Origin of the sequence: Luteimonas salinilitoris (assembly GCF_041300785.1) — a bacterium.
Classification (GTDB): domain Bacteria; phylum Pseudomonadota; class Gammaproteobacteria; order Xanthomonadales; family Xanthomonadaceae; genus Luteimonas; species Luteimonas salinilitoris.
Genome location: NZ_JBFWIB010000001.1, coordinates 684,842 through 705,312, shown reverse-complemented (window position 1 = coordinate 705,312; position 20,471 = coordinate 684,842). Strand labels below are relative to the sequence as shown.

Sequence of the window (20,471 nt, the reverse complement as noted above, 5' to 3'; positions counted from 1 at the left end):
TTAACACGGTAATGGCCGCGGATGACAGCGGAATGACAGGTCCGAAACGATGCAAGCCACTGACCCGCTTGCCTTTTATCCGGCACCTTAGCAAGGCGCGCTAAGTGCTTGTCACGTGGTCGCCGCTCAGGCCGGCGTGCCGATCCGGAGATAGCCGACGATGCCGTCGAGCAGCATCTGCACCGAGATCGCGACCAGCAGCATGCCCATCAGCCGCTCGATGGCGGTCAGCGCGCGGATGCCGAGCAGCTTGTAGAGATAGGTGGACGAGAACAGGATCGCCGCGGTTCCCGCCCAGGCGATCAGCAACGCCAGGCTCCACTCGCCCAGGCGCTCGGGCTCGTTGCTGCCCATCAGCATCACCGCCGCCATGCCCGAGGGGCCGGCGACCAGCGGGATGGCCATGGGGACGATGAACGGCTCGCCGTCCGGCAGCTCGCCCATCAGCCCCTGCGGCGGCGGGAAGATCATGCGCAGGCCGATCAGGAACAGCACGATGCCGCCGGCGATCGCCACCGATTCCTGGCGCAGGTGCATCAGCTCCAGCGCGTACTTGCCGGCCCACAGGAACAGCATCAGCACCGCCAGCGCGATCAGCAGCTCGCGCGCCAGCACGACCCGCTGGCGCCTGGGTGTCAGGCGCCGCAGCATGCTCAGGAACACGGGCACGTTGCCCAAGGGATCCAAGATCAGGAACAGCAGCAGTGCGGCGGAGGCGATCGTCATCGGCATGCCGTCATCGGAAGGCGGTCATCGGCGCATGGCTCACGGCGCCGGGCACCAGATCCGGCCACGCTGCGCCGCGCCTTCGGCCGACAGCAGGTGGACGCACGCGTCGGCGTAGTCGCCCGGATCACGCGCCTGCCCCCGGTCGCCCTCGGCGCTGATCTGCGCCCGCAACGCGGTGCGCATCGGCCCCGGCTGCAGGCCGCTGATCCGCACCGGCGTCGCGGCGAGTTCGGCGTGCAGCATCGGCACCAGCGCCTGCTGCCCGGACTGGGCGATGCCGTAGCCGCCCCAATAAGCCTGGCGGGTCGCGTCGGGATCGTCGATCACGAACACCACCGCGCTGTCGGCCGCGCGCCGCAGCAGCGGCAGGCAGGCCTGGGTGAGCCACCAGCGCGCGGTGAGATTGACATGCAGCGCGCGCGCGAACGCGGCCGGTTCGGTGTGCTCGAGCGGGGTCAGGCCGCGGAACCAGGCGGCGCAGTGCAGCAGGCCGTCGAGACGGCCGAACTCGGCCTCGATGCGCGCGGCCAGTTCGGCGTAGTCGTCGGCGCTGGCGCCTTCCAGGTCGAGCGGGTACAGCGTCGCCTCGCCGCCGCCCTGCACGATCGCGTCGTGCACCCGGTTGAGCTTGGGAACGCGGCGCCCGAGCAGCACCAGGCGGGCGCCGGCGCGGGCGCAGGCCAGCGCGGCGGCGCGGCCGAGCCCGCCGTGCGCCCCCACCACCAGCACCACGCGCCCGTGCAGCGCCGCGGCCGTCGCCGGCCGCGCATCGGGCGGCACCGCGTTCACGCCTTCTGCGCCTCCGAGATCATCCGCGCCAGCTCGCCGGACTCGTACAGTTCCAGGGCGATGTCGCAGCCGCCGATCAGCTCGCCGTGGACGAACAGTTGCGGAAACGTCGGCCAGTTGGAGTAGCGCGGCAGGTTGGCGCGGATCTCCGGCTCCTCGAGCACGTTGATGGTGCGCAGGTCGGTGACGCCGGCATCCTTCAGCGCCTTCACCGTGCGGCTGGAAAAGCCGCACATCGGGAATTGCGGGGTGCCTTTCATGAAAAGGACGATCGGGTGGCCCTCGACCTCGGCCTGGATCCGCTGCATGACAGCCATGGGGCGTTCTCCTGCAATACGCCGCGCGCCGGCGCGCGAAGGAATTGCGAAGGCCGGCTGCGGGACGTGGGGTTAGAATCGTGCATTGTAAGCCTTCATGCGATCGCGGGCCCTGGCCGCCCGCCGCGCATTCCCCCCGAACACCGGTGCCGATGGCCATCGAACTGCCCGCCCTTCCGTACGACCGCACGGCGCTGGAACCGCATATTTCCGGCGACACCGTCGACCAGCACCACGGCCGCCACCAGCGCGGCCACGTGGACCGGCTCAACGCCATGGCCGCGGGCACCGCCTTCGCCGGGCTCGAGTTGGAGGAGATCGTGCGCAAGGCCCAGGGCGCGATGGCCGAACACGCAGCGCAGGCCTGGAGCACCGCGTTCTACTGGAGCTGCCTGAAGCCGGCGGCGGCCGGCGGCGGCGGCGAGCCGGAAGGCGCGTTGGCCGACGCGCTGGCAGTCGCGTTCGGGGATGTCGCCGGCTTCCGCGCGCAGTTCACCGCCACCGCCCTGCGCGGCTTCGGCGCCGGCTGGATCTGGCTGCTGCGGCGCGACGACGGCCGCCTGGCGATCGCGGCCACGCCGCACACGGTCACGCCGCTGACCGGCAGCGACACGCCGCTGCTCGCCTGCTGCCTATGGGAGCACGCGTACTTTCTCGACTACCGCGACAACCGCGAGAAATACCTGGACGCGTTCTGGCAGCTGGTGAACTGGGAGTTCGCCGCCTCGCGGCTGGGCTGAACGCCCAGGCTCCGTTTCCGCCGCCTGCGTAGAGCGGAGCTTGCTCCGCTGCCTTCAGATGGCTCCGGATGCCATGCCGCGCAGCCGAGCAAGCTCGGCTCTACGGGGCGCAGGCTCAGGAGCCGATGCGGCAGACGCGCCATGTTCCGTAGAGCGGAGCTTGCTCCGCTGCCTTCAGGTGGCTCCGGATGCCATGCCGCGCAGCCGAGCAAGCTCGGCTCTACGGGTGCCGATATTCGCGCCTCCTGCGGGTGGAGTTCGATCACAATGCCCGGCAACCGATCTGGGAACTTGGGCCTGACGAACGCGCGGTTTGCGGCAAAAGCCCCTCCAAGGCCTTTACCGGGACAGCGCCGCGATCACCGGTTCCACCTGCGCCTGCCGGCCCAGGGCGTCGCCGATGCGCCGCAGCATGCCGGCCAGCGCCTCTGGGGTGTCCGCGCGCACGGTGGCATGCCCCACCTTGCGCCCCGCGCGCGTCGACTTGCCGTAGTCGTGCCAATGACCGCCCGGCTCCGCCAGCACCGACACCGAGTCGGGCAGTTCCCCGATCCAGTTGAGCATGCAGGCATGCCCGCGCATGCTGGTCGCGCCGGAGGTGCGGCCGAGCACCGCGCGCAGGTGGTTCTCGAACTGCGAGGTCTCCGCGCCCTCGATGGTCCAGTGCCCGGAGTTGTGCACGCGCGGCGCCAGTTCGTTGGCGAGCAGTTCGCCGTCACGGCAGAACAGCTCCAGCGCGAACACGCCGACGTAGTCCAGCGCCTCGGCCAGCCTGCCCGCATGCGCGATGGCGGCCTCGGCCAGCGCCGGGTCGACCCTGGCGGGCGCCAGGCTGGCGGACAGCACGCCGTCGACATGCCAGTTCTCGGTCAGCGGCCAAGTGCGGAAACTGCCGTCGCGCCCGCGCACGGCGACCACGCTCAACTCGCGCTCGAACGGCACGAAGGCTTCGAGGATCAGGCCGACGCGATCCGCCTGCGGCCCCAGCGCCGCCCACGCCGCGTCCGCCGCGGCCTCTGCTTCTCCGAATCCCGAATCCCCATTCCCTACTCCCGGCTTCAATCGGAACTGGCCCTTGCCGTCGTAGCCCAGGCGCCGGGTCTTGAGGATCGCCGGCAAGCCGATCGCCGCCAGCGCCGTCTCCAGCGCCGCGCGCGAACCGACATCGGCGAAGGCCGGCACCGGGATGCCGAGTTCGCGGAACAGGGTCTTCTCGGCCAGCCGGTCCTGGGCCAGGCCGAGGGCGCGCGGATTCGGGAACACCGGCACGCGCGCGCTCAGCCACTGTGCCGATTCGGCCGGGACGTTCTCGAAATCGAACGTGGCCACGTCCACGCGCGAGGCGAACTCCGCCAGCGCCGACTCGTCGCGGTAGTCGCCGACCAGCAGCGGCGCGAACTGCCCGGCGCAGGCCTCCGCCGACGTGTCCATCACCAGGAAGCGCAGGCCCAGCGGCGCGCCGGCAAGCGCCAGCATGCGGGCCAACTGCCCGCCGCCCAATATTCCTACTGTCGTCATGGGCGAAAGTGCTCCAGAAATCCGGATTGCCGGCTACGACGCGCCCGCATGGCACCGACTCCCCCTCTCCCGCTTGCGGGAGAGGGACGGGGAGAGGGAAACAAGCGCGCGCCGGGCGCGTGCTTGTGGATGCCAACCGTGGTCACGCCGGCGTACCGGGCTCTGCCGGCGGGCGCCGCGGGTCGTCGTCGCCGGCCACGGCGTCGGTCTGCCGCTGGCGGAACGCCGCCAGCGCGGCGGCGATGTCCTCGTGATCGGCAGCCAGCAGGGCCGCGGCGAACAGCGCGGCGTTGATCGCGCCGGCCTTGCCGATCGCGAACGTCGCCACCGGCACCCCGGCCGGCATCTGCACGATCGACAGCAGCGAGTCGAGCCCGTTGAGGGTCTTCGACTGCACCGGCACGCCGAGCACCGGCACCGCGGTCTTGGCCGCCAGCATGCCCGGCAGGTGGGCGGCGCCGCCGGCGCCGGCGACGATCGCGCGCAGGCCGCGTGCCTGCGCCGATGCCGCGTAGTCGAACATCGCGTCCGGGGTGCGGTGCGCCGAGACCACGCGGACCTCGTGCGGCACGCCCAGCGCATCGAGACGTTCGGCGGCGTGCCGCATCGTCTCCCAGTCCGAGCGCGAGCCCATCACGATGCCGACGAGCGGCGCTGCGGGATTGGCTGGCGTGGCTGGCATGGTCGTTTCCGGGCGCTAAAAACGTATTTTAGCCGGGATTGGAGATCGGGGATGACCAGCCATTCGGCTGTCGGACACCGGAACCGGCAAGAGCCGAAGCGACCGCATCGTTCGACCGCGAGCTTGCGGCGACGCCGAGGTGATACGCTTTTGAACGAATCCCAATCCCGAATCCCCAATCCCGGCTCTCATGGACCACAAGCTGCTCGACATTCTCGTCTGCCCCGCCAGCCGGCAGCCGCTGGCGCTGCTCTCCAAGGCCGGCCTGGAGGCGCTGAACCGCGCGGTGGCCGGTGGTGGCGTCACCCGCGTCGACGACAGCGTGCAGACCGAACCGCTGCAGGCGGCGCTGGTGACCCGCGACCGCAAGCGCGTCTACCGGATCGACGACGGCATCCCGGTACTGCTGGTGGAAGAGGCGATTCCCACCGGACAGATCGACGGCTTTCCCGCCGGTTGACGCCGCGATGACGATCGCGACCGCAGCGCCTCCGGCAGAGGTCGTCGAGGCCGACGTCGCGCGCGCGCTGGCGGAGGATCTCGGCGACGGCGACGTCACCGCCGCGCTGCTGCCCGACACCGCCGACCGCGCGTTCCTGCTGTGCAAGGAGGCCGCGGTGGTGTGCGGCCGGCCCTGGTTCGACGCCTGCCACCGCGCGCTCGACCCCGACGTGCGCATCGACTGGCGCGTGGACGAGGGCGACCGGGTCGCGGCCGGGACCGTGCTGGCCACGCTGTCGGGCCGCGCCCGCGCCCTGGTCAGCGCCGAGCGCGCCTCGCTCAACTTCATGCAGACGCTGAGCGGTACCGCCACCGCCACCGCCGCCTACGTCGATGCCGTGCACGGCACCGGCGCGCGCATCCTCGACACCCGCAAGACCTTGCCCGGGCTGCGCCAGGCGCAGAAGTACGCCGTGCGCGTCGGCGGCGGCGTCAACCATCGCATCGGCCTGTTCGACGCGGTGATGCTGAAGGAAAACCACGTGCGCGTCTGCGGATCGGTCGCCGCCGCGATCGCCGCGGCGCGGGCGCTGCATCCGGCGCTGCCGCTGATCGTCGAGGTCGAGACCCTGGCGCAGCTGCGCGAGGCGCTGGCGGCCGGCTGCGACCGCATCCTGATCGACGACTTCGATGCCGCCACGCGCCGCGAGGCGGTGCGGATCGCCGCGGAGGCCCCGGCCGGCGCCCGCATTCCGCTGGAGGTCTCCGGCGGCGTCGACCTGGACAGCGTGCGCGCCGTGGCCGCCGACGGCGTCGACTGCATCTCGATCGGCGCGCTGACCAAGCACGTGCACGCGATCGACCTGTCGCTGAAGCTGGGCGCGCCAGGCGGTCTTCTCCGCCGCGGTGAGATCAGACCCGTCGCCACGGGTGCCGCCAATGAATAGCCGGCGCCTCAAGCCAAAGGGTAAGGTGCCGGTCCGTCTTGCTAAGCTCGACTACCGAATTCGCACCGCCCGCGGCAACGGCCCATTTCTCACCGCGGCGGAGAAGACCGGCCTGGCGCGGCATCATGCGCGATGCCAGCGATGCTGGATATGCCGGGTATGGCGGAACCATGACGACCACCCACGGCATGAGGCGGTAGCCACCCGGGATGGCGGAAGGCGCTGGTCGGCACGGTTCGGGGGTATCGCGCGCATGGCGCGCTCCTACGGGAGGACGGCCTCGGCGACTACAACCACGCCGTCGCATGTCACCATGCCTGGGCCGCCGCCCCCATAGGCAAGTGCCGGAACGTATCGAGCGCCGTCGTCACCGGAACCGCTTGCCCGTTCCCCCAGGCGCCCCCACAGTAACGCCATGTCCGGATTGATCCTGCTGATGATCGCCGCCGCCGCGGCGTTCGCGTTCTGGAGTGCCTCGCGCGCCGCCGCCGAGCGTGCCGGGCGCATCGGGCGCCAGGCCTGCCGCGCCGCCGGCGTGCAATGGCTGGACCAGACCGTGCATGCCGCCGGCCTGCGCCTGCGCCGCGGCGACGACGGCCGACTCGGTTTCGAGCGCAGCTTCCGCTTCGAGTACTCCGAGGACGGCGTCGAGCGGCACGTCGGCCGGCTGGTGCTGCGCGGCGACACCCTGGTGTCGTTCAGCGGCCCGGTGCGAGCGGCGGATACGTTGCCACATTGAGCGCCGGTGCACCGGGTGCGGGACCCGGTGCCCATAGGAGCCCGACCGCGTTTTGCTCGTCATCCCGGCGCAAGTTGGGTCTGCCGACCGCGTTTTTTCTCGTCATCCCAGCGCAAGCTGGATCTGCCGGCCAGAGTTTTGCTCGTCATTCCAGCGCAAGCGGGGAACCATTTGCAGCAGCCTGGCGACGCTGGAACGACAGCAAGATCAAGATGGATCCCCGCTTGCGCTGGAATGACGAGCCGTTAGCGTTCCCCGAATCCCGGTTTTCAACAGCCGAACGGCTGGTCATCCCGAATCCTGAATCCCGCGCCCGCGGCCCGCGTTCCGCTTCCCAAGTCCTGCGTTTCGCGTTCCGAATCCCGGCTACTTCACTACCCGCAGATGCGAGCCGCGTTTGGGCGTCGGCGCATCGTCGCCGCCGGGGCCGTCGTCGGGCGCCGGCGGCTCGTCGTCGGGATCCGGCGCGGACCCGCCGACATCCTCCGGCAGCACCATTCCGTGCCCGGTCTCGCGCGCATAGATCGCCAGCACCGCCGAGATCGGTACGTCGACCGGATGGCTGGCGCCGCCGAAGCGCGCGCTGAAACGCACGCCGGCGTTGTCCATCTCGAGCCGGGTCACCGCACGCTCGGCGATGTTGAGCACCACCCGGCCTTCCTTCACCGCATGCGTGGGCACGCGCACCCCGGGCTGCTCCGCGTCGACCAGAACGTGCGGCGTCATGCCGTTGTCGACGATCCACTCGTACAGCGCCCGCAGCAGGTACGGGCGATGGCTGGTCATGCGTTGTACGTGCTCATCGCTCATGGCCGGAAGTGTACCTGCGGAGGCCGCCGGTTGCCGCCGGCGCTGTCGGCTTTCCTAGGCCTCCGACAGCGGCTGCAGGCCCGGCGCTCCTACGGACGGACGGCGTGTTCCGGAGCCTGCGCAGCGTCGGCGGCGCACTCAGCCGGGCAGTTCCCGCAGGTTCTTTTCCTGCGGCGTCAGGCTGCGTACGAAACCGGGACCGCGGAAGATGCGGTTGCCGTAGTCCTCGATCGCCTTGCCGTCCTTCGGCAGCGGCACGTCGAGCGTGCGCAGGCGCCAGATGATCGGGGCCATCGCGCAGTCGGCCAGGCTCATTTCCGCACTCAGGAAGAACTTGCTGGCCTTGAACAGCGGCACCGACGCGGTCAGCAGCTCCCTCAGGCGCTTGCGGGCGGCCTCGGCCTGCTGCTTGTTGCCGATCTGGATCGCCTGGATCTGCGGCACCCAGTCATGCTCCAGGCGCAGCATCGCCAGGCGCAGGCGCGCGCGGGAAAGCGGATCGACCGGCATCAGCGGCGGATGCGGATAACGCTCGTCGAGGTATTCGCAGACCACCGATGCGGCGTACAGCACCAGGTCGCGCTCGACCAGGGTGGGCACCGAGTGGTACGGGTTGAGGTCGATCAGGTCCTCGGGAGGATTCTGCGGATCCACCTGGATCAGGTCGTAGGTGACGCCTTTCGCGGCCAGCACCAGGCGCACGCGATGGCAGAGCACATCGTCGACGGACGAAAACAGGGTCAGGGCATTACGCATACGCGGATTCGCGGCCATCATCGGCTCTCTCCCGCAGCCGGATACCGCCGGCCGCATCGACGCCGCCTGCCCACTGCGGGCGGTCGCCCCGGTTCCCGAGCCGTCCCCTCCCCTTCTCGCATCGGCCGTTCTGCGACGGCCTGATCCGGAAAAACCCGGCTGGACGACCGGGCTCCCGCGGAGGGTCCGCCTAGTGCACGTCCCGCCAGTACTCCTGCTTCAACAACCAGGCGAGGAACGTGAAGAACGCCAGGAACAGGATCACCCACACGCCGATACCCTGGCGTTTGAGCGCGGCCGGCTCGCTGGCGTACTCGAGAAAAGCTGAAATGTCGCGCGCGGTACGGTCGAACTCGGCGGCGCTCTGCGTGCCTGCCTGCGCCAGTTCCAGATGCTCGATCGTCGGCTCGCCGATCTCGTCGGGCTCGCCGTACACCGGACGCTGCAGGCCCTGCATCTCCCACAGCGGGTTCGGCATCGACACGTTCGGATAGAGCGTGTTGTTCCAGCCCAGCGTGCTCGACTCGTCCTGGTAGAAGGACTTGAGGAAGGTATAGATCCAGTCGGGACCACCGGCCTTGGTGCGCACGATCAGCGACAGGTCAGGCGGCGCCTTGCCGAACCAGTCCTCGGCATGCGCGGCCGGCATCGACGCGATGACGTGCTCGCCGTAGTCGGCGCCGGAGAAGTTGAGGTTCTGCATGACCTCCTCTTCGCTGAGCCCGAGATCGTCGGCCATGCGCGAGTAGCGCAGGTACTTCAGCGAATGGCAGCCGGAGCAATAGTTCATGAACAGCTGCGCGCCGCGCTGCAGGGACGCGCGGTCGGCGATGTCGGCACCCGACTGCTGCAGCGCGCCGCCTTCGGCAGCGAGTGCGGCGGCCGGAATCAACAGGCTGACGACGAACGCGGCCGCACTGCGGACGAAGCCTCGGTATCGGCTGCTCACGATTCCCGATTCCCGATTCCCGATTCCCGAGTTAGTCATGGGTCGTCACCCGCTCCGGCACCGGCTTGGTCCGGTCGATCCTGGTCCATAGCGGCATGGTGATGAAGAACGCGAAGTAGAAGAAGGTCAGGAAGCGGCCGATGATGGTCTCGACCGGATCGGTGCCCGGGCCGGCGCCGATCTTGCCCAGCCAGATGAAGCTGATCGCGAACAGGCCCAGCAGCACCTTCGACAGCAGGCCGCGGTAGCGGTAGGACTTGACCTTGGCGCGGTCGAGCCACGGCACCGCGAACAGGATCGCGATCGCGCCGAACATCACCAGCACGCCGCTCAGCTTGTGCGGGATCACACGCAGCATCGCGTAGTACGGCGTGTAGTACCAGACCGGCTTGATGTGCTCCGGCGTGACCAGCGGATTGGCCTCGACGAAGTTGTCGTGTTCGAGGAACCAGCCACCCATCTCCGGAGTGAAGAAGATGATGAAGGCGGCCAGGATCAGCAGGAAGCCGACGCCGACCAGGTCCTTGACCGTGTAGTACGGATGGAAGGGGATGGAGTCGAGCGGCGCCTTGGCGGACCAGCGGTTGCCCTTCGGCCCCTTCTTGATGTCGACGCCGTCGGGGTTGTTGGAGCCGACCTCGTGCAGCGCGCCCAGGTGCAGCACCACCAGCAGCAGCAGCACCAGCGGCAGCGCGATCACGTGCAGCGCGAAGAAGCGGTTGATGGTGGCGTCGCCGGGCAGGAAGTCGCCCATGATCCACTCGGTCAGGCCGTTGCCGATCACCGGGATCGCGCCGAACAACGAGATGATCACCTTGGCGCCCCAGAACGACATCTGCCCCCAGGGCAACACGTAGCCCATGAAGGCCTCGGCCATCAGCACCAGGTAGATCAGCATGCCCAGGACCCACACCAGCTCGCGCGGCTTCTGGTAGCTACCGTACATCAGCCCGCGGAACATGTGCAGGTAGACGACGATGAAGAACAGCGACGCGCCGGTGGAGTGCATGTAGCGGATCAGCCAGCCCCACTCGACGTCGCGCATGATGTACTCGACCGAGCTGAAGGCCTCGGCGGCGCTCGGCTTGAAGTGCATCGTCAGGAAGATGCCGGTGACGATCTGGTTCACCAGCACCAGCAGCGCCAGCGAACCGAAGTAGTACATGACGTTGAAGTTCTTCGGCGCGAAGTACTCCGTCATGTGCTTGCGGTACACGGGCAGCAGGCCAGGCGTGCGGTCGTTGAACCAGGCCTGGAACGCGGCGATGACGCCGGTGGTGGGATCGTTGGGCGCGGAGGCCTTGTCGTCGATGTTCGCCATTTATGCGGCCCCCGTATCGTTGGACTGCGAGGGATCGACGCCGACGACGATGGTGTTGTCGTCGGTGTAGTAGTGCGGCGGGACGGCCAGGTTGATCGGCGCCGGCACGCCCTTGTAGACCCGGCCGGCCATGTCGAACTTCGACTTGTGGCAGGGGCAGAAATAGCCGCCCTTCCAGTTCGGATCGAACGGCTCGGGGCGGATCTCGGCGACCATCTCCGGCGAGCAGCCCAGGTGGGTGCACAGGCCCACCAGCACCGAGATCTCGGGGCGGATCGAGCGCAGCTCGGGATTGGCTTCGCGCACGTACTCCGGCTGCTGGTCGGTGTTCTCGGACTCGGGGTCGCGCAGCTGGCTGTCCAGGGTCGGCAGCGCCTCGAGGATCGCCTTGGAGCGCTTGACGATCCAGATCGGCTGCCCACGCCATTCCACCACCAGCCGCTGGCCTTCCTGCAGCGCGCTGATATCGACGGTCACCGGCGCACCGGCGAGCAGCGCGCGCGCGCTCGGGTTCCAGGACTTGATGAACGGGACCGCCGCGATGCCCACGCCGACCGCACCGACCACCGACGTGGTCGCGGTCAGGAACCGGCGCCGCCCCGTGTTGATTGAATCCTCACCGCCGGCGGGATCGATCACCGCTTCATTGACCATCCTGCACTCCGCAAACCCTTTCGGTAGCTACTTGTTGAATTCTGGCTGCCGCATGCCGGCTCCCTCGCCGGAAGCGGCCGCAAAGACGGTAAAGTGTAACGGAACGCTGAATCGGCCGACAATGTCTTGACACCCGCACGACTCCGGCGCCCCGTCTTGTAGGAGGGGCTTCAGCCCCGACCGCGCAAGCTGACGACAGGCCCACCCTCGTTTCCCGTCGCAACGCGCGGCGGCGCGTTCATCGTCGATGGGCCCTCCTTGGCGGGGTCGGGGCTGAAGCCCCTCCTACAGCGCGCGACTGGCGTCAGGGGGCGGTATTGGAGGCCAGGTGGCCGCGGTAGCGCTCGGCCAGCACGCCCACCCGCTCGACGTAGCGCCGGGTCTCGCTGTACGGCGGCACGCCGCCGTGGCGGTCGACCGCGCCTTCGCCGGCGTTGTAGCCGGCCGCGGCCAGGGTCAGGTCGCCGTTGAAGCGCTTCAGCAGCCAGGCCAGGTACTCGACGCCGCCGAGGATGTTCTGCCCCGGGTCGAAGGGATTGCCGACGCCGAAGCGCTGCGCGGTGGCCGGCATCAGCTGCATCAACCCCTGTGCGCCGACCCGGGACAGCGCGTTGGGATTGAACGCGGACTCGGCGTGGATGATCGCGCGGACGATCGCCTCCTCGATCCCGAAGCGGCGCGCCGCGGCGGCGATCTCGTCGCGGTAGGCGTCGGTGTTCAACCGCACCGTGCCGAAGCTGACCCCCGGCGCGGCACCGCAGGCGTAGCAGGTCTCCATGAAGCTGTAGCGGATGGTGCGCACCGAGCTCGCGCCTGCCACGCCCTTGGGCGCGCGGCTGGTGTAGTGGCGCACGCCGTCCTTGATATAGGAATAGACCTGTCCCTGCACGTGGCGGGTGCGCGGTTGCGTGGCCGGCGGCTTCGCCGGCGCGGTGGCTGTCGCGACAGGCGCGGCAGCGCCCTCGCCCATGAAGGTCGCCGGCGGGTTGTTGTGCAGCGTGGCCGGCGAACCCTCCACGCGATTGCCGGCGGTGACCTTTCCGGCGGCGGCCGGCGCGGCCGTGGATCGCGCGCGACCGGGCTCCGGCCGATAGCTGCTGATCACGGTGCAAGCGGCGCCGCTGATCCGCTTGCTGACGTACTGGGGCACGCCGTCGCCGCTGTCGCAGCGGTACAAGGTGCCCGCCGCCGCCGGGAAGGCCGCGAGTGCGCACAGTACGGTGAGGATGGTTCCCCTGGCCCCCTTCATGCGGCGGAGTCTCGCCTCATTTCCCGGCGTTGCCAAGCCCTCGGACGGCGCCGGGCCGTGACCGGCTACACTGTTCGGCCGAAAAACCAGCCATCCGGCCCGGACTCAGCACCGCGCCCCGGAGACGCCATGACCACCACGACCGCCCCGCAGGGCGCCGACGGCACCCTGCCCGCCCCCGCCGATGCCCGCCCCGCCGCGCCACGACCTGCCGCCGACAGGCCCGCGGCAGGCTCGCCTGCCGCGAAGAAGCTCTATATCCAGACCCACGGCTGCCAGATGAACGAGTACGACTCGGCCAAGATGGCCGACGTGCTCGCCGCCAGCGACGGCCTGGAGCTAACCGACGACGCCGCCGAGGCCGACGTGATCCTGGTCAATACCTGCTCGATCCGCGAGAAGGCGCAGGAGAAGGTGTTCAGCCAGCTCGGCCGCTGGAAGACGCTCAAGCAGGGCGACCGTCCGGTGCTGATCGGGGTCGGCGGCTGCGTCGCCTCGCAGGAGGGGGCGGCGATCGTCAAGCGCGCGCCCTACGTCGACCTCGTGTTCGGGCCGCAGACCCTGCACCGGCTGCCGGAACTGATCCGCGCCCGCCGCGAGTCCGGCCGGCCGCAGGTCGACATCAGCTTCCCCGAGATCGAGAAGTTCGATCGCCTGCCGGAGCCGCGCGCCGAGGGCCCGAGCGCGTTCGTCTCGATCATGGAAGGCTGCAGCAAGTACTGCAGCTTCTGCGTAGTGCCCTACACGCGCGGCGAGGAGGTCAGCCGGCCGTTCGAGGACGTGCTGGTGGAAGTGGTGCAACTGGCGGCGCAGGGCGTGCGCGAGGTCAACCTGCTCGGGCAGAACGTCAACGCCTATCGCGGGCCGATCGCGCCTGCCGAGGGCGCGGGCGACAATGCGGCGGGCCATGCCGATCTCGGACTGCTGATCCGCACCATCGCCGAGATCGACGGCATCGACCGCATCCGCTTCACCACCTCGCACCCGCTGGAATTCTCCGATTCGCTGATCGAGGCCTATCGCGACGTACCGCAGCTGGCCAACTACCTGCACCTGCCGGTGCAGTCGGGCAGCGACCGGATCCTGGCGGCGATGAAGCGCGGCTACACCGCGATCGAATTCAAGCAGAAGATCCGCAAGCTGCGCGCGGTGCGGCCGGACATCTCGATCTCATCCGACTTCATCGTCGGTTTCCCCGGCGAGACCGCGGCCGATTTCGACAAGACGATGAAGCTGATCGAGGACGTCGGCTTCGACCAGAGCTTCTCCTTCATCTACTCGCGCCGCCCCGGCACGCCCGCCGCGGACCTGGGGGACGCGACCGACGCCGCGGAAAAGCACGCGCGGCTGTCGCGGCTGCAGGCGCACATCAACGCCAACGCGGCGCGGATCTCGCAGGCGATGGTCGGCAGCGTGCAGTCGGTGCTGGTGGAGGGTCCGTCGCGGAAGGATCCGAACGAGCTGACCGGCAAGACCGAGAACATGCGTTCGGTGAACTTCGCCGGGCACCCGCGGCTGATCGGGCAGTTCGTCGACGTGACGATCACCGAGGCGATGAGCAACTCGCTGCGCGGACGCGTGACCGTAAGTTAGGAACGAGTATCGGAATACGGCAGCCCTTCTCTCGTTCCTCGTTCCTCTTCACTCGTTCCTCGCTTTTTCAGTCCAGCCGCTTGCGGAAGCGCAGGATCGCCAGGGTCATCATCACCGTGGTGAACGCCAGCAGCGCCAGCACCTCGGGCCACAGCTCCCACAGGCTGGCGCCACGCAGCATGACGCCGCGGATCAGGCGCAGGAAATGCGTCAGCGGCAGCACCTCGGCCAGCCACTGCACCGCCTTCGGCATGCCGGCGAACGGGAACATGAAGCCGGACAGCAGGATCGACGGCAGGAACACGAAGAAGGTCATCTGCATCGCCTGGAACTGCGACTGCGCCTTGGTCGAGATCAGCAAGCCGAGGGTGAGGTTGGCGAGGATCAGCAGCACCGCCGCCAGGTAGACGTGCAGCACGCTGCCGAGCACCGGCACCTGGAACAGCCACAGCCCGAGCAGCAGGATCACGGTGGTCTGCACCAGGCCGATCGCCGCATACGGCAGCACCTTGCCGACCATCAGCTCGGAACGGCTGACCGGGGTGGCGATCAGCAGTTCCATGTTGCCGCGCTCGCGCTCGCGCACGATCGCCACCCCGGTGAACAGCACCATGGTCATCGTCAGGATCACGCCGATCAGGCCCGGCACGATGTTGACCGCCGACCGCCGCTCCGGGTTGTAGAAGGCGACCACGGCGATCTGCCCGCTTCCGGCCTGCGGCGGCCGGCCGTTGCCGCCGTTGGCGGCGCCTTGCAGCGGCAGCTGCGCCAGCTGGATCGCCGCGCTCTGCACCACGGTGTCGCTGCCGTCGACCAGCACCTGCACCGCCTCGCGGCCCTCGCTCACCCGGCGCTCGAAATCCGGCGGCACCACCACGCCGACGCTGATCTCGCCACGGCGCAGCATCTCCATCAGCTGCTGCGGCGTGTCGACGTCGGCGGTCGGCGCGATCACGCCGGTGGCGACCATGTCCATGATCACCGCCCGCGAGGCCGCGGTGTTCGCCTGGTCGGCGATGCCGGCATCCAGGCCGCGCAGGTTGAGGTTGATGGCATAGCCGAACAGCACCAGCTGCATCACCGGGATGCCGACGATCATCGCCAGGGTGACGCGGTCGCGGCGCATCTGCCGCAGCTCCTTGAGCACGATCGCGAACAGGCGGCGCAGGTTCATCGGGCATTCCCCGGTGCCTGCGGCCGGGTACCGCCTTTGATGCCGACGGTGAAGAGCAAATCCCCCCTGCCCCCCCTTTTCAAAGGTGGGAACGCGGCGGCTATCACAACCCACGGCGAGAGTCGCGGACCAGCGCTGCGGCGGATGCACAGGGCACCGGGACCGGTTTCGCCAAGCACGGCGCGACCTGTGGAGGCCGACCCTATCCTCCGGCGGACAAGACTTGCTCTTCTTCGAGCCGGGCTGACTTCCCTTCGAGCCACGCTTATCCCCTTCGAGCCGGGGTTACCTGCCTTTCGAGCCGCGATTACCCCCCTTTGAAAAAGGGGGGCAGGAGGGATTTGCTCTTGCCTTGGCGTGGACAGCGTCACTCGGCCGCCTCCGTTTCGCGCGGGCGGCCGCGGGTGGCGGAGACGAACACGTCCTCGAGGTTCGGCTGCGACGCGGCCACTTCGGCCTGCAGCCCCGCCTGCGAGAGTGCCGCCCGGATGCGCTGCACGGCATCGCTGTCCTCGCCGGTCAGCACCCGCAGGCTGTTGCCGATCTGCGCCACGCTGAGCACGCCGGGCACGTCCATCAGCATCTTCTGCGCACGCCGCGGCTGCTCCGCCGCGACCTCGACGCTGCGCCCCTCCAGCTCCGCGGTCAGCTCGACCGGCGTGCCGTCGGCGACCAGCGCGCCGCGGTCGAGGATGGCGAGGCGATGGCAGCGCTCGGCCTCGTCCATGTAGTGCGTCGACACCAGGATCGTGGTGCCGGCATCGGCGAGATCAAAGAGCTTCTCCCAGAAGTCGCGGCGCGACTCCGGGTCGACCGCGCTGGTCGGCTCGTCCAGGAACAGCAGTTCCGGTTCGTGGATCACCGCGCCGGCCAGCGCCAGGCGCTGCTTCTGCCCGCCGCTCATGGTGCCGGCGAGCTGCTTCTCGCGGCCCCGGAAATGGTACTGCTCGACCAGCGCGTCGATGCGCCGTTTCGAATCCTGCTTCGGCATGCCCTGCACGGCCGCGAGGAACTCCAGGTTCTCGCGCACGCTCAGGTCCTCGAACAGCGAGAACCGCTGGGTCATGTAGCCGATCCGCAGGCGCAACTTCTCCGCCTGCTCCGGGATCTTCAGCCCCAGCACCTCGATCTCGCCCGCGCTCGGCGTCAACAGCCCGCAGAGCATGCGGATGGTGGTGGACTTGCCGGAGCCGTTCGGACCGAGAAAGCCGTACACATGGGCCTTCGGCACGGTCAGGTCGACATCGTCGACCGCCACCAGTTCGCCGAAGCGCTTGGTCAGGCCGCGCGCGCGGATGGCCGGCTCCTGCCCGCCCTGCTCCTGCCCGGCCTGTTCCTGCCCGCCCTGCTCCTGCCGTCTCTGTAGGAGGGGGAGTCGGGTCATTCGGGCGCATGGAACTCGACCCGCACCGGCAGCCCGGCCGGCAGTTCGGCGGCTTCGGCGTCGAGCTGCACTTCGGCCAGGTAGCTCAGGCGCGCGGCGTCCTCGCCGGTCAGCGCGTAGTAGGGCGTGAAGCTCGGTTCGCTGCGGATCATCCGCACGCGCCCGCGGTACGCCTGGTCGCGGCCGTCGACGAAGATGCGCGCGGCATCGCCGACGGCGACGTCGGCACGGATCGGCTCGGGCACGTAGACGCGCGCATACGGCGCCTCGCCCACCAGCAGTACCGCCAGCGGCGCGCCGACCGGCGCCTGGTCGCCGAGCCGGTACGGCAGGCTGTCGACGCGACCGGCACGCGGCGCGACCACGCTCAGCTTTTCCGAGGTCGCCTGCTGCGTCCGCGCCTGCGCCTCGGCCGCGCGCAACGCCGCCTCGGCCTGGGCGATCTGCTCCGGACGCACGCCGTTGCGCAGCTCGTCCAGCGCCGCCTGCGCCGCCGCCACCTGCGCCTGGGCGTTGCCGGCGGCGGCGCGGGCGCGGTCGACGTCGGACGCGGCGACCAGCTGCCGGCTGCCGAGCGGCTGCAGGCGCGCGTAATAGGCGCGGGCATCGCGCGCCTGGGCCTGTGTCGCGGCCAGGTTGGCGCGCGCCTGGTCGATGTCCTCGCGGCGCGCGCCGGCGCGCAATTCGGCCAGGGTGTCGCGCTGGCGCTCGACCTCCGCCAGGCTGGCCTGCAGCTGCGCGTCACCACGGGTGCGCTCCAGGGTCAGCAGCGCGGCGCCCGCCTCCACCCGCTCGCCCTCGCGCACTTCGATCGCGACGATGCGCTCGGCCGCCGGCGCCGGCAGGCTGATGCGGTCGTATTCCAGGGTGCCCAGCGCCTGTTCCGGCTGCTCGCCGCACGCGGCCAGCGCCAGCAGCAGCGCGGCGAGGGCGGAGAAACGAGTGAAGAGGAACGAGGAACGAGTGTGACGCTCGCCAGGCAGGCCCTTCAGGCGTGAACGAGAAGCCAGTGTCTCCTGCTCTGACTCGTTTCTCGTTCCTCTCCACTCGTTCCTCGTTCCAGCGTTCTCATTTCGCATCGTCCAGCTCCAGTCCACGATCGAGCAGTGCCAGCGCGTGCATGCGCACGTCGTCCATGCCCAGGTCCTGCGCGTCGAACAGCCGCCGCCAGATCGGCGCGCCGGCGGCGGGAAACAGGGTCAGTCCGATCAGCGAGACCATCAGCAGGCGCGGATCGAGATCGGGGTTGAGCCGCCCCTGCGCCTGCGCCTGGGCGAAGCGCGAGGACATCAGCTGCGCCAGTTCCGGCGCGACCCGGGTCACCAGCAGGTCGCGCAATGCGCCGCCCTCGCTGACCACCTCGCGCACCCACAACGCCGGCAGCCACGGATGCTGCTCGACGATGCCGCAGACGCCGTTGACGAAACCCGCGACCAGCGCGGCGATATCGCCGTCCTCCGCGTTCAGCAATGGCTCGCGCACGCGCTGGAACACCGGCATCAGGCGCTGCTCGATGACCGCTTCGCGCAGTTTGGCGGCGTCGCCGAAGTAGTAGTGCAGCAGCGCCGGGGTGACGCCTGCCTCGGTGGCGATCTCGCGCACCGTGGTCGCCGCGATGCCGCAGCGCACGTAGCAGGCCAGGGCGGCATCGAGCAGGCGCTCGCGCAGGTCCGGGCCGTCGCCGCCGGGGCGCCCGGGCGGACGCTTGTGCCCCGGCGATGCGGCAGCATCGGAAGCTTCCAGGCGGGCGGGCGGGGATCTGCTCGGGGAAGGCGGCTTGCGCATGGCGCCATATTTAATTCATTGATTAATTAAACGCAAGCCCCCGCCGATGAACGGCTGTCCGCTCTGCCGTGCCGTCGCTGCCGGCTGCCACGTCGCCCCCGGCTCGCGCTACCCTGCCCCACCTATGACCGGCTCCAGCCAACGCGATTTCACCCTCGATCCCGCCGACAGCGAGCGCCTGGCCAACCTGGCCGGCCCGTTCGACAGCCATCTGCGCCAGATCGAAATGCGCCTGGGCGTGGAGATCGCCAACCGCGGCAACGTGTTCCGCGTCAGCGGCCGCGACGAGGAGGTCGTGGCGCAGGCGGAAAAACTGCTGCGCGGGCTGTACGAGGAGGCCGCCATCGAGACCCTCGACACGCATGCGATCAACGTCCGCCTGAGCCGCGCCAACCTCGAGCGCGCGGCCGAGGATTTCGCGCCGCAGGAGGTCGCGGTGAAGGTCAAGCGCGGCACCGTGCGCGGCCGTGGCGTCAACCAGGCGAAGTACCTGCACGCGATCGCCACCCACGACATCAACTTCGGCATCGGCCCGGCCGGCACCGGCAAGACCTTCCTCGCGGTGGCGATGGCGGTCGAGGCGCTGAACGAATCGAAGGTGCAGCGGCTGGTGCTGGTGCGCCCGGCGGTGGAGGCCGGCGAGAAGCTCGGCTTCCTGCCCGGCGATCTCGCGCAGAAGGTCGACCCCTACCTGCGCCCGCTCTACGACGCGCTGTACGAGATGCTCGGCGTGGAGAAGGTGATCAAGCTGCTGGAGAAGAGCGTGATCGAGATCGCGCCGCTCGCCTACATGCGCGGGCGCACGCTCAACGACGCCTTCGTGATCCTCGACGAGGCGCAGAACACCACCATCGAGCAGATGAAGATGTTCCTGACCCGGCTCGGCTTCGGCAGCACCGCCGTGGTCACCGGCGATCTCACCCAGATCGACCTGCCGCGCAACATGAAGTCCGGCCTGCGCGACGCGGTCGAGGTGCTGCGCGACGTCGACGGCGTGAGCTTCACCTTCTTCGAGTCGCGCGACGTGGTGCGGCACCCGGTGGTGGCACGCGTCGTCAGCGCCTACGACCGGCGCGACGCGCAGGACGCGGAAACCGGACCGGCCTGAGGCGCGGTTTCCCGATCGCTCGGCAAGCCGGAAATCGGCCGCGGATTTGCGCGGACAAGACGGCCTTCAAGATAGCCACGTGCCTCACCACCGCGCCTGCGCGGCCCTGCCCCTCCCCTCGCTTCTCCCGGGATACGATCCGCGTCGATCCGCGGCAGCAAACACGCGTGGATCATGGCGGGGCGGCGGTTGCGGCCGCGCTACCCCCGATATCGGTCGATCACGGCGCCTGGCAGCCCGACGGCCTACAATTACCGGATGACCAAGGGCCCCGTCCGTCTCGACGTCGCCGTCGGCTATGCGGTGCCGCGCAAGGGCATCCCCGCCGCGGCCAGCTTCCGCAAGTGGGTGGCCGCCGCCCTGACCGGCCGCATCCGCCAGGCCGACCTCGCGATCCGCATCGTCGGCGCCAAAGAGGGCCGCGCGCTCAACCGCCACTACCGCGGCAAGGACTACGCCACCAATGTGCTCAGCTTTCCGGCCGAACTCCCGGAGGGCCTGCCCGACGGCGTGCGCCTGCCGTTGCTCGGCGACCTGGTGATCTGCGCGCCGGTGGTGGCGCGCGAAGCCCGCGAACAGGGCAAGCCGCCGAACGCGCATTACGCCCACCTGACCGTGCACGGCGCCCTGCACCTGCTGGGCTGGAACCACGAAGACTCGCGCGAGGCCGAATGCATGGAACAGCTGGAGCGCGAGATCCTGGCCAGGCTCGGGATCGCCGATCCCTATCTCGATGCCTGAAGCCAAGCGGTTTCTGGAAGCCGGAGCCGTGAAGAGCCGATCGTC

The 20,471-nt window shown here is 69.5% G+C and carries 23 protein-coding genes; 7 read left to right on the top strand and 16 right to left on the bottom strand.

Annotated elements, in window-relative coordinates; genetic code table 11:
* Window positions 1-126: 126 nt before the first annotated feature.
* From AB5T46_RS02965 to grxD, 3 genes are read right to left on the bottom strand one after another with little or no spacing between them, the layout of a single operon-like run.
* Window positions 127-726 (bottom strand): YhgN family NAAT transporter, encoded by a 600-nt coding sequence (locus tag AB5T46_RS02965; RefSeq protein ID WP_370562446.1) that lies wholly within the window; start codon window positions 724-726, stop codon window positions 127-129.
* A 39-nt stretch (window positions 727-765) separates the two neighbouring features.
* A complete protein-coding gene (locus AB5T46_RS02960) occupies window positions 766-1,509 on the bottom strand; it encodes an SDR family NAD(P)-dependent oxidoreductase (protein ID WP_370562445.1) in 744 nt (247 codons plus the stop codon).
* A 5-nt stretch (window positions 1,510-1,514) separates the two neighbouring features.
* The gene (gene grxD, locus AB5T46_RS02955) at window positions 1,515-1,835 is read right to left on the bottom strand and encodes a Grx4 family monothiol glutaredoxin (protein WP_370562333.1); all 321 of its coding nucleotides are present in this window, start codon (window positions 1,833-1,835) and stop codon (window positions 1,515-1,517) included.
* Between the two features lie 152 nt (window positions 1,836-1,987).
* Here grxD and AB5T46_RS02950 point away from each other — a divergent pair, with 152 nt between their 5' ends.
* Complete coding sequence (locus AB5T46_RS02950; RefSeq protein WP_370562332.1) at window positions 1,988-2,575, top strand: Fe-Mn family superoxide dismutase; 588 nt, start codon at window positions 1,988-1,990, stop codon at window positions 2,573-2,575.
* Window positions 2,576-2,914: 339 nt separating this feature from the next.
* On the opposite strand, the gene AB5T46_RS02945 is transcribed toward AB5T46_RS02950, so the two are convergent.
* Both AB5T46_RS02945 and purE read right to left on the bottom strand, forming a co-directional pair.
* Window positions 2,915-4,093, bottom strand: a complete 1,179-nt coding sequence (locus tag AB5T46_RS02945) for a 5-(carboxyamino)imidazole ribonucleotide synthase (protein WP_370562331.1) — start codon at window positions 4,091-4,093, stop codon at window positions 2,915-2,917.
* Window positions 4,094-4,235: 142 nt separating this feature from the next.
* Window positions 4,236-4,775 (bottom strand): 5-(carboxyamino)imidazole ribonucleotide mutase, encoded by a 540-nt coding sequence (gene purE, locus AB5T46_RS02940; RefSeq protein WP_370562330.1) that lies wholly within the window; start codon window positions 4,773-4,775, stop codon window positions 4,236-4,238.
* A gap of 190 nt (window positions 4,776-4,965) precedes the next feature.
* On the opposite strand from purE, the gene AB5T46_RS02935 reads away from it, so the two are divergent.
* From AB5T46_RS02935 to AB5T46_RS02925, 3 genes are all read left to right on the top strand, one after another.
* Window positions 4,966-5,235 carry a Trm112 family protein gene (locus AB5T46_RS02935; RefSeq protein ID WP_370562329.1) on the top strand — a complete coding sequence of 90 codons (270 nt, stop codon included), beginning with the start codon at window positions 4,966-4,968 and terminating at the stop codon, window positions 5,233-5,235.
* A 7-nt stretch (window positions 5,236-5,242) separates the two neighbouring features.
* On the top strand, window positions 5,243-6,163 hold the full coding sequence (gene nadC, locus AB5T46_RS02930) for a carboxylating nicotinate-nucleotide diphosphorylase (protein ID WP_370562328.1): 921 nt from the start codon (window positions 5,243-5,245) through the stop codon (window positions 6,161-6,163).
* Between the two features lie 415 nt (window positions 6,164-6,578).
* Window positions 6,579-6,902, top strand: coding sequence for a DUF3301 domain-containing protein (locus AB5T46_RS02925; RefSeq protein WP_370562327.1), 324 nt, complete (start codon window positions 6,579-6,581; stop codon window positions 6,900-6,902).
* A gap of 145 nt (window positions 6,903-7,047) precedes the next feature.
* On the opposite strand, the gene AB5T46_RS02920 is transcribed toward AB5T46_RS02925, so the two are convergent.
* The 7 genes from AB5T46_RS02920 to AB5T46_RS02890 all read right to left on the bottom strand — a co-directional run bounded on the left by AB5T46_RS02920 (window position 7,048) and on the right by AB5T46_RS02890 (window position 12,641).
* Window positions 7,048-7,194, bottom strand: a complete 147-nt coding sequence (locus AB5T46_RS02920) for a hypothetical protein (protein ID WP_370562326.1) — start codon at window positions 7,192-7,194, stop codon at window positions 7,048-7,050.
* A 74-nt stretch (window positions 7,195-7,268) separates the two neighbouring features.
* A complete protein-coding gene (locus AB5T46_RS02915) occupies window positions 7,269-7,712 on the bottom strand; it encodes a ClpXP protease specificity-enhancing factor (RefSeq protein ID WP_370562325.1) in 444 nt (147 codons plus the stop codon).
* 138 nt (window positions 7,713-7,850) lie between these two features.
* Entirely contained in the window at window positions 7,851-8,486 is a 636-nt protein-coding gene (locus AB5T46_RS02910) for a glutathione S-transferase N-terminal domain-containing protein (RefSeq protein ID WP_370562444.1), read from the bottom strand.
* A gap of 172 nt (window positions 8,487-8,658) precedes the next feature.
* Window positions 8,659-9,456, bottom strand: coding sequence for a cytochrome c1 (locus AB5T46_RS02905; RefSeq protein WP_370562324.1), 798 nt, complete (start codon window positions 9,454-9,456; stop codon window positions 8,659-8,661).
* Window positions 9,449-10,738, bottom strand: coding sequence for a cytochrome b (locus AB5T46_RS02900; protein ID WP_370562323.1), 1,290 nt, complete (start codon window positions 10,736-10,738; stop codon window positions 9,449-9,451). Before AB5T46_RS02900 ends, AB5T46_RS02905 begins: the two co-directional genes overlap by 8 nt.
* Entirely contained in the window at window positions 10,739-11,392 is a 654-nt protein-coding gene (gene petA, locus AB5T46_RS02895; RefSeq protein WP_370562322.1) for a ubiquinol-cytochrome c reductase iron-sulfur subunit, read from the bottom strand. It lies immediately after the preceding gene.
* A 304-nt stretch (window positions 11,393-11,696) separates the two neighbouring features.
* Window positions 11,697-12,641: a lytic transglycosylase domain-containing protein gene (locus AB5T46_RS02890; protein WP_370562320.1), complete on the bottom strand. Its 945-nt coding sequence runs from the start codon at window positions 12,639-12,641 to the stop codon at window positions 11,697-11,699.
* A gap of 129 nt (window positions 12,642-12,770) precedes the next feature.
* On the opposite strand from AB5T46_RS02890, the gene miaB reads away from it, so the two are divergent.
* Complete coding sequence (gene miaB, locus AB5T46_RS02885) at window positions 12,771-14,234, top strand: tRNA (N6-isopentenyl adenosine(37)-C2)-methylthiotransferase MiaB (protein WP_370562319.1); 1,464 nt, start codon at window positions 12,771-12,773, stop codon at window positions 14,232-14,234.
* Between the two features lie 67 nt (window positions 14,235-14,301).
* On the opposite strand, the gene AB5T46_RS02880 is transcribed toward miaB, so the two are convergent.
* The 4 genes from AB5T46_RS02880 to AB5T46_RS02865 form a co-directional block, all read right to left on the bottom strand.
* Window positions 14,302-15,408 (bottom strand): ABC transporter permease, encoded by a 1,107-nt coding sequence (locus AB5T46_RS02880; RefSeq protein ID WP_370562318.1) that lies wholly within the window; start codon window positions 15,406-15,408, stop codon window positions 14,302-14,304.
* Between the two features lie 367 nt (window positions 15,409-15,775).
* Complete coding sequence (locus AB5T46_RS02875; protein ID WP_370562443.1) at window positions 15,776-16,705, bottom strand: ABC transporter ATP-binding protein; 930 nt, start codon at window positions 16,703-16,705, stop codon at window positions 15,776-15,778.
* 83 nt (window positions 16,706-16,788) lie between these two features.
* Window positions 16,789-17,871, bottom strand: coding sequence for an HlyD family secretion protein (locus tag AB5T46_RS02870; RefSeq protein ID WP_370562317.1), 1,083 nt, complete (start codon window positions 17,869-17,871; stop codon window positions 16,789-16,791).
* Window positions 17,861-18,577, bottom strand: a complete 717-nt coding sequence (locus tag AB5T46_RS02865) for a TetR/AcrR family transcriptional regulator (protein WP_370562316.1) — start codon at window positions 18,575-18,577, stop codon at window positions 17,861-17,863. The genes AB5T46_RS02870 and AB5T46_RS02865 overlap by 11 nt, the downstream gene beginning before the upstream one ends.
* 124 nt (window positions 18,578-18,701) lie before the next feature.
* On the opposite strand from AB5T46_RS02865, the gene AB5T46_RS02860 reads away from it, so the two are divergent.
* Both AB5T46_RS02860 and ybeY read left to right on the top strand, forming a co-directional pair.
* Entirely contained in the window at window positions 18,702-19,685 is a 984-nt protein-coding gene (locus AB5T46_RS02860; RefSeq protein WP_370562315.1) for a PhoH family protein, read from the top strand.
* Window positions 19,686-19,943: 258 nt separating this feature from the next.
* Entirely contained in the window at window positions 19,944-20,426 is a 483-nt protein-coding gene (ybeY, locus tag AB5T46_RS02855; RefSeq protein WP_370562313.1) for an rRNA maturation RNase YbeY, read from the top strand.
* Window positions 20,427-20,471 lie beyond the last annotated feature (45 nt).